Origin of the sequence: Candidatus Pelagibacter sp. (assembly GCF_052049815.1) — a bacterium.
Lineage (GTDB): Bacteria > Pseudomonadota > Alphaproteobacteria > Pelagibacterales > Pelagibacteraceae > Pelagibacter.
The window spans coordinates 1-10,350 of record NZ_JBNGZG010000036.1; the positions used below are offsets into that span (position 1 = coordinate 1).

13 protein-coding genes and 1 tRNA gene are annotated in these 10,350 nt (G+C 26.3%); 7 read left to right on the forward strand and 7 right to left on the reverse strand.

The genetic code is table 11. The features are described 5' to 3' along the window. Positions 1 to 363, reverse strand: a 363-nt coding sequence (locus ACTT9D_RS05995) for an AMP-binding protein (protein WP_440930885.1), incomplete at its 3' end; no start/stop codon positions are given. A gap of 6 nt (positions 364 to 369) precedes the next feature. Then, positions 370 to 454 (reverse strand) — tRNA-Leu (locus tag ACTT9D_RS06000). Between the two features lie 61 nt (positions 455 to 515). Between ACTT9D_RS06000 and ACTT9D_RS06005 the strand changes: the two genes are divergently transcribed. From ACTT9D_RS06005 to ACTT9D_RS06015, 3 genes are read left to right on the forward strand one after another with little or no spacing between them, the layout of a single operon-like run. Further along, on the forward strand, positions 516 to 1,121 hold the full coding sequence (locus ACTT9D_RS06005) for a YqaA family protein (protein ID WP_440930886.1): 606 nt from the start codon (positions 516 to 518) through the stop codon (positions 1,119 to 1,121). Between the two features lie 4 nt (positions 1,122 to 1,125). Continuing rightward, positions 1,126 to 1,587, forward strand: coding sequence for a disulfide bond formation protein B (locus ACTT9D_RS06010; RefSeq protein ID WP_440930887.1), 462 nt, complete (start codon positions 1,126 to 1,128; stop codon positions 1,585 to 1,587). Beyond that, entirely contained in the window at positions 1,571 to 2,113 is a 543-nt protein-coding gene (locus ACTT9D_RS06015) for a demethoxyubiquinone hydroxylase family protein (RefSeq protein WP_440930888.1), read from the forward strand. The genes ACTT9D_RS06010 and ACTT9D_RS06015 overlap by 17 nt, the downstream gene beginning before the upstream one ends. A 2-nt stretch (positions 2,114 to 2,115) precedes the next feature. On the opposite strand, the gene ACTT9D_RS06020 is transcribed toward ACTT9D_RS06015, so the two are convergent. Together ACTT9D_RS06020 and ACTT9D_RS06025 are read right to left on the reverse strand one after the other, a co-directional pair. Continuing rightward, positions 2,116 to 2,682: an HNH endonuclease gene (locus tag ACTT9D_RS06020; RefSeq protein WP_014953867.1), complete on the reverse strand. Its 567-nt coding sequence runs from the start codon at positions 2,680 to 2,682 to the stop codon at positions 2,116 to 2,118. A gap of 48 nt (positions 2,683 to 2,730) precedes the next feature. Next, positions 2,731 to 3,375, reverse strand: a complete 645-nt coding sequence (locus ACTT9D_RS06025) for an alpha/beta hydrolase (protein ID WP_440930889.1) — start codon at positions 3,373 to 3,375, stop codon at positions 2,731 to 2,733. Between the two features lie 51 nt (positions 3,376 to 3,426). Here ACTT9D_RS06025 and ACTT9D_RS06030 point away from each other — a divergent pair, with 51 nt between their 5' ends. After that, a complete protein-coding gene (locus ACTT9D_RS06030; protein ID WP_440930890.1) occupies positions 3,427 to 3,630 on the forward strand; it encodes a twin transmembrane helix small protein in 204 nt (67 codons plus the stop codon). On the opposite strand, the gene ACTT9D_RS06035 is transcribed toward ACTT9D_RS06030, so the two are convergent. Beyond that, the gene (locus ACTT9D_RS06035; RefSeq protein ID WP_440930891.1) at positions 3,627 to 4,136 is read right to left on the reverse strand and encodes a TlpA family protein disulfide reductase; all 510 of its coding nucleotides are present in this window, start codon (positions 4,134 to 4,136) and stop codon (positions 3,627 to 3,629) included. The genes ACTT9D_RS06030 and ACTT9D_RS06035 overlap by 4 nt on opposite strands. 24 nt (positions 4,137 to 4,160) lie before the next feature. On the opposite strand from ACTT9D_RS06035, the gene argH reads away from it, so the two are divergent. From argH to ACTT9D_RS06050, 3 genes are all read left to right on the forward strand, one after another. Further along, positions 4,161 to 5,552, forward strand: coding sequence for an argininosuccinate lyase (gene argH / locus ACTT9D_RS06040; RefSeq protein WP_440930892.1), 1,392 nt, complete (start codon positions 4,161 to 4,163; stop codon positions 5,550 to 5,552). A 118-nt stretch (positions 5,553 to 5,670) separates the two neighbouring features. Next, a complete protein-coding gene (gene lysA / locus ACTT9D_RS06045) occupies positions 5,671 to 6,885 on the forward strand; it encodes a diaminopimelate decarboxylase (protein WP_440930893.1) in 1,215 nt (404 codons plus the stop codon). An 8-nt stretch (positions 6,886 to 6,893) separates the two neighbouring features. After that, positions 6,894 to 7,595 (forward strand): lysophospholipid acyltransferase family protein, encoded by a 702-nt coding sequence (locus tag ACTT9D_RS06050; protein ID WP_440930894.1) that lies wholly within the window; start codon positions 6,894 to 6,896, stop codon positions 7,593 to 7,595. Here the strand turns inward: ACTT9D_RS06050 and dnaN are convergent. Both dnaN and dnaA read right to left on the reverse strand, forming a co-directional pair. Continuing rightward, on the reverse strand, positions 7,592 to 8,704 hold the full coding sequence (gene dnaN, locus ACTT9D_RS06055) for a DNA polymerase III subunit beta (protein ID WP_440930895.1): 1,113 nt from the start codon (positions 8,702 to 8,704) through the stop codon (positions 7,592 to 7,594). The genes ACTT9D_RS06050 and dnaN overlap by 4 nt on opposite strands. After that, entirely contained in the window at positions 8,694 to 10,115 is a 1,422-nt protein-coding gene (gene dnaA, locus ACTT9D_RS06060; RefSeq protein WP_440930896.1) for a chromosomal replication initiator protein DnaA, read from the reverse strand. Before dnaA ends, dnaN begins: the two co-directional genes overlap by 11 nt. Positions 10,116 to 10,350: the final 235 nt, after the last annotated feature.

Below are 10,350 nucleotides of genomic sequence, written 5' to 3' on the forward strand. Positions count from 1 at the left end.
TATTTTTTTAAATAATTCATTATTAGAAACTAATATTAATGATGGTTGGCAATCATTAATTATATATTCATAGTCTCTTTCTGTGTATGTAGTATAGGATGGCACTGTAACTCCTTTTGATAACATTATAGACAAATCAGAAATCATCCATTCTGGCCTGTTTTCAGAAATCAACAAACATCTGTCACCTTGTTGTATTATTGATGAAATTTTGGATGAAAGTTTGATTACTGATTGGAATGTATCTTCCCATGAGAAAGATTTTTTTTGTTTAAGAGATGTTAAAAAAATCTCACTCTTATTGCTTAATTGATACTGCGTATAAAATAATTCTAAAAGATTATTTAATCTATTTATATTCATAAGTAATGGTGGGCGAAGAGAGAATCGAACTCTCACTTCTTGCGAAACACGATTTTGAGTCGTGCGCGTCTACCAGTTCCGCCATTCGCCCTTTTAACTAATATAATAAATATAAATAGTATAAGAAGAATTTTTATATTAAAACAAAAAAAATGCTTAATTCATTATACAAAAAATGCTTAACGCTAGCTGCTCATAAAAGTTCAAAATTTTTTTTAGGACTTGTTTCATTTATTGAGAGTTCTTTTTTTCCAATTCCGCCAGATGTGATGATTATTCCAATGGTTTTTTCCAGAAAGAAAGAATTTTTTAAAATTTTTTTAATTGCTACTATTTTTTCAGTATTAGGCGGAATTTTTGGATATTTCATTGGATCATTCTTTTTTGATTTTGCTTCTCAAATAATCAGTTTGTATGGATATGAGGAAAAAATGATTAAAATTAAAAATGATTTAAGTGAAGGTGCAGGTTTTTTTGCTTGGCTAGGAATTTTATTTTTAGCTGGTTTTACCCCATTACCATACAAAGTTTTTACGATTGCTAGTGGTCTTGTTGGATTTAATCTTTTCGTCTTTATAATTGTAAGTATTATTTCAAGAGGCTTAAGATTTTTTATAATTTCGTATCTTTCTTATAAATTTGGGCATTTATTCACTAAATTTATGGAAAGCCATGGTTCGAAGTGGTTCACTATAATTGGGATTGTTTTAGTTTTTATATTCTCAGTTGTAATATACGTTTTTAAACATACATCTTAGACAAATGGTAAAAAAAATTTATTTAAGTATTTTAATTATTTCAATATTAGCTTTAACCTCAGCTTATTTTATTGAGTATTTTTTGGGTTATCAACCATGCAATCTTTGTTTATTAGAAAGAATTCCTTACGCATTAAGTATAATTATAATTTTAACTAATTTTAAAATTAAATTTAATGATAAACATACAATTTTAGTATTAATCGTTATTTTTGTTATAAGTGCTTTATTATCAATTTATCATTTTGGAATTGAACAAGGATTAATTGAAGAGTCTTTTGTCTGCAGCACAAAGGATAATCTAAATTTAAACAAGGAACAATTGCTCCAAGAGCTTCAAAATATGAATATTAGCTGTAAAAATGTGACATTTACTATATTTGGTTTGTCATTAACAACTTATAACATATTACTATCTGTAATCATTTCTGCTACTTTAATTAAAATTTATGCAAAACAAAAATAAAACTGACCAAAAAAAATTAAAAGAATTTATTAGAGTAGATCATGCTGGAGAACGTGGTGCTGTTAAAATTTATGAAGGACAATTGCTAGCCTTAAACACTGTTGTAAAAGATGACAACTTAAAAAAAATAATAGAAGAAATGAAAGTTCATGAAAAAGAACACTGTGAATTTTTTGAGGAGGAAATAAAAAAAAGGAATATTCAACCAACAAAATTATTACCATTATGGGATCTACTTGGTATTGGTCTAGGATTTGGTTCTACAATTATTGGAAAGAAAGCTGCAATGTTATGTACAGCATCAGTTGAAGAGGTAATCGATAAACATTACTTAGATCAAATAAATCAACTAGGTGCGGATGAAACTGAATTAAAAAAGAAAATAAAAAAATTTAGAGATGATGAACTTCATCATAAAGATATAGCATATGAAAAAGGAGCAACTAAAAAAGGTCTTTATTCTTTGATGGATAAAATAATTAAAATTGGATCTAAAATAGCTATAAATATTTCAGAAAAAATATAACTTTAACTTTCTAATTCAACATCCCAATACAAATAGTCCATCCAACTTTTATGAAGAAAGTTTGGAGGAAAATTTTTTCCATTTTTATGAAGATCTTCTGTCGAGGGCCTATACGGATGTTGGTTTAATTTCATTCCTGAGAATTTCAAAAGTTTTCCACCTTTTTTAACATTACATGTTGAGCAAGCTGTAACAACATTATCCCAATTTGTTTCTCCACCTTTTGATCTTGGTAGCAAATGATCAAAAGTTAGCTCTTCTTTACTTCCACAGTATTGGCAAGAGAATTTATCTCTTAAAAAAACATTAAATCTTGTGAAACTTGGTTTTGCTTGAGGAACTATATAATCTTTTAAAGCAATAACACTTGGTAGCTGCATACTAAAAGATGGGCTTCTAATTTCCCTATCATATTTACTTACAATAATTACTCTATCTAAGAAGACTGATTTCACTGTGTCTTGCCAAGACCATAATGATAAAGGGTAATAGCTCAGAGGTCTATAATCTGCATTTAAAACTAATGCAGGACATTTTTCTAAAGAAACATCTTGTTCAATAAAATTCATATCAAAACCATAACTTAATTAAAAATTATTTTCAATATGACTAAAATATTAAATTTTTTTTAAGATGTAATTTAATGCTAAACTTGAAGCCTCAATTGGTATATGATGTCCACAATTTTTTACCATATGCGACTCTACATTAATTTTTTCTCTTATCAGAAAATCTTTTGCTTCTAATAAAAATGTAGGTGAAACAATATCATCTAATTCACCATGTATTAAAAAAACATCTGTTAAATTTTTAATTCTCTGTTTTAAATCATTCTGATTTATTATTTTTCCTGAAAAACCAACAATGGAACTAAATTTATCTTCAGAAGTTAGCCCCACATTTAAAGACATCATACATCCTTGGCTAAAACCTGATAAACAAATGTTATTATTAATTAAATTATATTCTTCTTTAACTTCATTTATAAACTTTTTAAGTATTTCTTCTGCTTTTTTTGTTTCTTCCAAAATATAGTTTGGGTCATCTTTCGTTAAATCAAACCATTGATATCCAGAGGGATTTATTTCACAAGTTTCATGTCCATTTGGGCATATAAAGATTGTATTAGGCAAATGACGTTTCCAATTTAAAGATAACATACTAATATCATTTCCATCTCCTCCATAACCATGAAGTAGTATTATTGCATTTTTTATTTCTTTTTCTGGCTTGATAATTTTAGATTTTAGGCAAAATGTCATAGTTGAAATAAATTGTTTTATATTTTTTAAAACAATCTAAGATAATTGTAAATGATATCTGGAGTTCTTGCTAAAATTATTTCAATCACCTTACTCATCGCTGTCGGTGTAGTATTAATATTAGGAATTGGAACCCTGTTTAAAGGTGGTAGCACAAGCAAAAAATATTCTAACAAATTAATGCAATTGAGAGTTCTTCTTCAATTTGTAGCGATTTTAGTCTTGGTTGGTTTTGCTTATTTTTTTAAGAATTAATTATATTTAGACAACCAATCAATTATACTTGGATCTTCAAAATCAACTATTCCTATTATTCTAGCAAACTCTTCACCATTTTTATTCACAAGCACAGAAGTCGGGACACCCCTTAAAGATAATTCTCTTGCAAGATTTATTTTTGGATCAAAATATGCCTCTAAATTTTTTATGTTTAGATCCTTAAAAAACTCTTTAGATTTTTCTATACTGTCGTTACCTACATTTATTGGAAAGATCTCAATATTATTTAGTTTTTTATTTACTTTAAGTTTGTCCAAAGATGGCATTTCTTCTTTGCATGGTGCGCACCAAACAGCCCAAAAATTTAATAATACAAATTTTCCTCTAAATTCATCTAAATTAATTCTTTTATTTTCTTGATCAAAAAAATATAGATTATCATACACTTTTAATTCATCATTAATGACTATGTTTTTGGATGGTGCAGTTTCAGTAGCTACTGCATTTGCAAGTAAAAATATATATAGTATTAAAATTCTCATAATTAAAAGATATAAATAAATAGCATGACAAATAATAAAAACAATAAAGCAATATGGAATACTAGAATAAAAAAGAAATCTTCTATTTTATATCAAAAAGCTGGGAGCTCTTTAGATATAGATAAAAGACTTTTTAAAGAAGATATTTTAGGATCAAAGGCCCATGTTGAGATGCTCTTTAAACAGAAAATTATTTCTTTTAAAATAAAAAATAAAATCATTTATGGGTTGGATAAAATTGAGAAAGAAATAAAAAATAAGAAATTTATCTTTAAAAAAGAATATGAGGATATTCATATCAATATTGAAAAAAGACTTCATGAAATAATTGGTGAGGAAGCGGGATATATCCATACAGCTCGATCAAGAAATGATCAGGTTATAACCGATTTCAAATTATGGATTAAATCTTCTACAAAAAATTTAGATTTTGAAATACAGAATTTGATTAAATCTATTATTAAATTAGCTGAAAAAAATATTGAAACAATAATGCCAGGTTTTACGCATTTAAAAAATGCTCAACCGATTTCATTTGCTCATTATTTGTTATCTTTTGTTGAAATGTTTAATAGAGATAGATTTAGATTTAATAATAACTTTGAAAATTTAAATGAAAATCCACTTGGTGTAGGAGCCTTAACTGGAACTTCATTTAATATTGATAGAAATTACACAACAAAAAAACTTGGTTTTAAAAAGCCTACAAATAACTCTATAGATACTGTTTCTGATAGAGATTTTGTTTTAGATTTTCTATTTAGTTCATCCGTATGTGCTATGCATATCTCAAGAATTGCTGAAGAGTTAATAATTTGGAACTCTGATGCGTTTAGATTGATTTCCTTGAGTGATCAAATAGTTACTGGTTCTTCAATAATGCCTCAGAAAAAAAATCCTGATCTTCTTGAATTTTTGCGAGGAAAAACAGGATCATCCTATGGCAATCTTTTTTCAATGTTAACAATTTTAAAAGGTCTTCCAATGTCATATTTTAAAGACTTACAGGATGATAAGCAGCTAGTGTTTTCCTCTTATGATAATTTAATTGATAGTTTAAAAATTTTAAACGAAGTTATTAACAATATAACGCCAAATAAAAAGAATATGATCAAATTAGCTGAAACTGGGTTTATCACTGCAACAGATTTAGCAGACTATCTGGTAAAAAATTGTTCTATGCCGTTTAGAGATGCATATCAAAAAACAGCATCAATTATAAATTATGCTGAAAAGAGTAAAAAAGAACTTAAGGAATTAACACTCGATGAATTAAAAAAATTCAATCCTAAGTTTACGAGTGATGTACTTTCAATATTTGAATTAAAAAATTCGATAAATTCTAAAAAATCTTTTGGAGGAACGTCTTTTAGTAATATAAAAAAGATGATAGTCAAATATAAGAAAAATTTATGATAAAAAAAATTACATTATTAATCATTCTTAGTCTTTTAACTTTATCGTGTGGTAAAAAAGCTGACCCTGTTTTCAAAGAAAGTAAGGAAAATAACAGCGCTAGAATTATTCATGTAATATGAAATATAGAAATAATAATTTTTTCATAGAAAATATAAAAGCTGAAAAAATTGCCAAAAAATATGGAACACCTAGTTATTGTTACTCATACTCAAAACTTAAAAATAATATTTTAAACTTTAAGAAAAATTTTAAGATTTTAAACCCATTGATTTGTTTTGCTGTTAAATCTAACCCTAACTTATATCTGCTAAAAGAAATAAAAAAATTTGGTTTAGGTGCTGACGTGGTTTCAATTGGAGAATTAATGAGAGCTTTAAAAGCAGGTATAAAACCAAAAAAAATTGTCTTTTCAGGAGTTGGCAAAACAGAAGAAGAAATAAGATATGCAATAAATAAGAAAATTTTATTAATAAATACTGAGTCTGAAAGCGAAATTAAAGAAATAGAGAAAATATCTAAATCCATGAGTAAAACAATTGATATTGGTATACGTTTGAATCCAAACACTGATGCTAAAACTTTGAGCCAAATTTCTACTGGAAAAAAAGAAAACAAATTTGGAATTGATGAAAAGCAATTTCTAAACTTAGTAAAATACATAAAAAATTCAAAAAATCTAAATTTAAAATGCTTAAGCGTTCATATTGGTAGCCAGATACTCAATCATAAACCTTATGAGAAAATGTTAAAAGTTTTAGAACGAGTAATAAAAAAATCCAATTTTCAATTTGAATTTATTGATTTAGGTGGGGGTATGGGCATTGATTATGATGGCTCAAATCAAAAACTAAATTTAAAAAAATATTCAAATGCAATTCAAAAATTCATAAAAAATCATAATTCTAAAATTATTTTTGAACCTGGTAGATCAATAATAGGTGACACAGGTATTATGTTATCAAAAGTTAATTATATTAAAAAAAGTTCAAGAAAAGATTTCATCATATTGGATGCTGCAATGAATGATCTTATGCGCCCAGCGTTATATAATGCAAAACATAGAATATTGCCTTTGAATAAGACTAAACAAAAATCAAAAAAAAATTACGAATTTGTAGGTCCCATTTGTGAAAGTACTGATAAATTTTTGAATACAAATAAATTTCAAAAACTTAATGAAAAAGATTATATAATTATTTGTGATGTTGGAGCTTATGGTATGTCGCTTAGTTCCAATTATAATATGAGACCGAAGGCATCAGAAATTTTAGTAAATGGTTCAAAAATCAAAATTATAAGTAAGAGACAAAAGCTCAAAGACTTAATATAGTTTTTGAAATGATTAGAAATTTTTTATTTTCATTTTTTTTCTTTTTTGGAATAGTAATAATCTCTTTATTTTTCTTACCTTCATTTTTTCTCCCTCAAAAAGTTGTTTTATTTGGTGGAAAGTTAATGGGCTATTGGTCAGTAATATGTTTAAGAATTTTCTTAAATGTTAAAATTTTAATAAAAGGCAAAGAAAATATAATTTCAAATCAAAAGTTTTTTATTGCTTCATCACACCAATCGATGTTTGAAACATTTTTTCTTCAAACAATATTTAATTCTCCCGTTTTTATTTTAAAAAATGAACTTTTATTAATTCCTATTTTTGGTTGGTACTTAAAAAAAATTGGATCTATATCAATTAAAAGAAACAAAATAACAAAAGATAATCTAGGATTTATTGATGATATTATAAAAACGATACAAACTACCAATAGACCTTTAATAATTTTTCCTCAAGGAACAAGAGCTTTACCTGACGATAGATCTGATTTTAAAAAGGGGGCTGGAAGAATTTATGAACAAATAAATGTTCCTTGTCAGCCAATAGCAATTAATTCGGGATACGTTTGGCCTAAAAAAAATCAAAAGACTCCCAATAAAAACATAACAATTTCTATATTAAAAAAAATTGATCAAGGATTATCAAAAGAAAGGTTTATAGAACTGTTGCAAAAAGAAATTTATGGGGAATTAGATAAAATTAATTAACCTTTCATTGGCATCACAACATAAATACTATCAAAATCACCTGGATCTTTAATCAATGCTGGTGAACCAGTATCATTAAAGTAGACTTCTATTTTTTCTCCATCTAGTTGAGATGCAACATCAATTAAATATCTTGAATTAAAGCTTATTTCTAATTCATGATCAAAACTAACGTTTAAGCTTTCTTTACCATCTCCACTATTAGTATTATTTACTGATAGATTTAAAATATCTTTTGACAAATTAAACTTAACACCATCTTTCTTGTCTAATGACACAGATGCAACTCTATCAACTGAGTCTAAAAATAACTTAAGATCTAGCTCTAATTTTTTTTGATTATTTTTTGGAATAACTTGAATATAATTTGGAAATTTACCATCAATTAGTTTTGAAATTAAAATACTATTATCTAACTCAAATTTTATTTTTGACTTTGCATTAGAAACTTTTACTTCACCATCATAATTATCAAGTAACGAACATAATTGAAAAATCGTTTTCTTTGGTAATATAATTGGCTCAAATTCAATTTTATTTTCTAATCTAACTTTTGAAATCGACATTCTATGACTATCAGTTGCTGCAGCTGTGAGATAAATTTTATCTTCAACTTCAGTTTGGTGTAAATAAATTCCACTCAAATAATGTCTTGTTTCATCATTAGAAACTGAAAATTTACATTTATTTAATAATTTTAATAATTGTTTAGATTTTATTGAAAATTCATTTTGATTAAAATTTTCATCAGTTAATGGAAATTCAGAGGCATTTATACAATTCAAATTAAATAAAGACTTCTCTGATTCTAATTGAAGTTTACTTTCATCTTTTAACGATAAATTTATTTTTTTGCCAGATGTAAACTTTCTTATTATATCATACATTATTGACGAAGTAGTTGTTGTTCTTCCCGGCTCTAAGATTTCAACATTTTTGATTTGATGGATAAAAATTAGATCAAGATCAGTTGCAGTAATAGTTAAGTTTGAGTTATTGGCATCTAACAAAATGTTTGAAAGAATTGGCAAAGTGCTCCTTTTTTCAATAACACCTTGGCAATAATTAAGAGCTTGTTGTAAATCTTGTTGGTTAATATTAAACTTCATTTTCTTGGTTTTTATATAAAATTTGATTTTTTAACTTGTTAATATTCTCAACCATTTCTGGATCATTTTCTTTTAATTTTTCAATTGTTTTTACTGAATGGATAATTGTTGTGTGATCTCTATTAGAAAATTCACGACCTATCTCTGGTAATGACTTTGATGTCAAAATTTTTGTAAGATAAATTGCAACTTGTCTTGGTCTTACTAAATATCTAGATCTTCTAGCAGATAACATTTCATTTTTGCTAATTTTAAAAAACTTGCAAACTAAAGTTTGAATTAAATCAATCGTAACTTTATTTTCTGAAATATTTAATAAATCTTTTAATACAACTTTTGTTTCACTAATATTTGGAATTTTATTATAAATTCTTGAAAAAGATACCAATCTATTAATTGCACCTACAAGCTCTCTTATACTTCCTGTTATCTCATTACTTATAAAATCTTGAATATCTTGAGAAATTTTTTTTTGATCTGAATATAATGAGGTCAATTCGTCTGCTTTTTTGGCAACAATCTCTTTCCTTAGTTGGTAATCGGGTTTTTGTATATCCACAACCAAACCTCCTGAAAATCTTGATTTTATTCTTTCTTGAATTCTGGATAATTTATTTGGAGCTCTATCTGCTGATACAATAATTTGTGAACCTTTGTCTAACAAAGCATTGAAGGTATGAAAAAACTCTTCTTGCATTGCTTCTTTACCATTCATAAATTGAATATCGTCTATCAAAAGAATATCTGTATTTCTAAAATATTCTTTAAATTTAACCATATCATTTGATTTTATAGACTTAACAAATTGATACATAAATCTCTCTGCTGAAATAAACATTACTTTATTGTTTTTTTTCAATTCTAACCCAATCGCGTTTAACAAATGAGTTTTGCCCATACCAACACCACCATAAATATATAAGGGATTATAATGAGCAATATTTTCAGATACTTTCAAGGATGCTTCATATGCTAATTTATTACTTGTGCCTGTAATAAAATTATCAAATCTTTTATTAGGATCTATTCGATTATATTGAAGATAAGAGTCTTTTATAAAAGAAACGTTTTCATCAGCTTTATTTAAATCTGTATCTATTTTAGTAAAGTCTTCAGGTGATGATTTTTTTTCTATAATCTTAAATTCTATTCTGTGAATTTCTTTTTTGTAATTTTTAATTATTTGTAAAATTTGATCTAAATATCTTGAAGTAATCCAATCTCTGATAAATCTAGTTGGAACTGACAATAAAACATAATTGTTTATTTCTTCTATAAATTCAATTTTCTTTAACCAACTTTCATAAATATCAGAACCAAGTTTACTTTTCATTTCTGATTTTACTAATTCCCAATCTAATCTATCTGGACTAATTTGTTTTAAATTTTTATTTGTAAAAGTATTGTTCATTATTTAAATTTTGGAAAAAAATCATTTAGAACTAAATTTTTTTAAGTTCAACAAATTATTCTAAAAATTAAAAAAAAAATAAAATCTCGGATTGTATAAATTTTTGTCACACGAAAAAAAAATTTTTGACAATGAAAATTTTTATGCTGTCTCTTATGCACATCGGACGCTGGCGGCGACTCCTGACGTGTGGGTCTGGGGGGGCGCCGTGGCAGGAGAAGAGGTGGGGGGGGGG

Coding starts and splice junctions, on each gene's coding strand:
- argH (WP_440930892.1), top strand. CDS start 4,161: ATGACAAATAATAAAAACAATAAAGCAATATGGAATACTAGAATAAAA.
- ACTT9D_RS06015 (WP_440930888.1), top strand. CDS start 1,571: ATGCAAAACAAAAATAAAACTGACCAAAAAAAATTAAAAGAATTTATT.
- lysA (WP_440930893.1), top strand. CDS start 5,671: ATGAAATATAGAAATAATAATTTTTTCATAGAAAATATAAAAGCTGAA.
- ACTT9D_RS06030 (WP_440930890.1), top strand. CDS start 3,427: ATGATATCTGGAGTTCTTGCTAAAATTATTTCAATCACCTTACTCATC.
- ACTT9D_RS06035 (WP_440930891.1), bottom strand. CDS start 4,136: ATGAGAATTTTAATACTATATATATTTTTACTTGCAAATGCAGTAGCT.
- ACTT9D_RS06025 (WP_440930889.1), bottom strand. CDS start 3,375: ATGACATTTTGCCTAAAATCTAAAATTATCAAGCCAGAAAAAGAAATA.
- dnaA (WP_440930896.1), bottom strand. CDS start 10,115: ATGAACAATACTTTTACAAATAAAAATTTAAAACAAATTAGTCCAGAT.
- ACTT9D_RS06005 (WP_440930886.1), top strand. CDS start 516: ATGCTTAATTCATTATACAAAAAATGCTTAACGCTAGCTGCTCATAAA.
- dnaN (WP_440930895.1), bottom strand. CDS start 8,704: ATGAAGTTTAATATTAACCAACAAGATTTACAACAAGCTCTTAATTAT.
- ACTT9D_RS06050 (WP_440930894.1), top strand. CDS start 6,894: ATGATTAGAAATTTTTTATTTTCATTTTTTTTCTTTTTTGGAATAGTA.
- ACTT9D_RS06010 (WP_440930887.1), top strand. CDS start 1,126: ATGGTAAAAAAAATTTATTTAAGTATTTTAATTATTTCAATATTAGCT.
- ACTT9D_RS06020 (WP_014953867.1), bottom strand. CDS start 2,682: ATGAATTTTATTGAACAAGATGTTTCTTTAGAAAAATGTCCTGCATTA.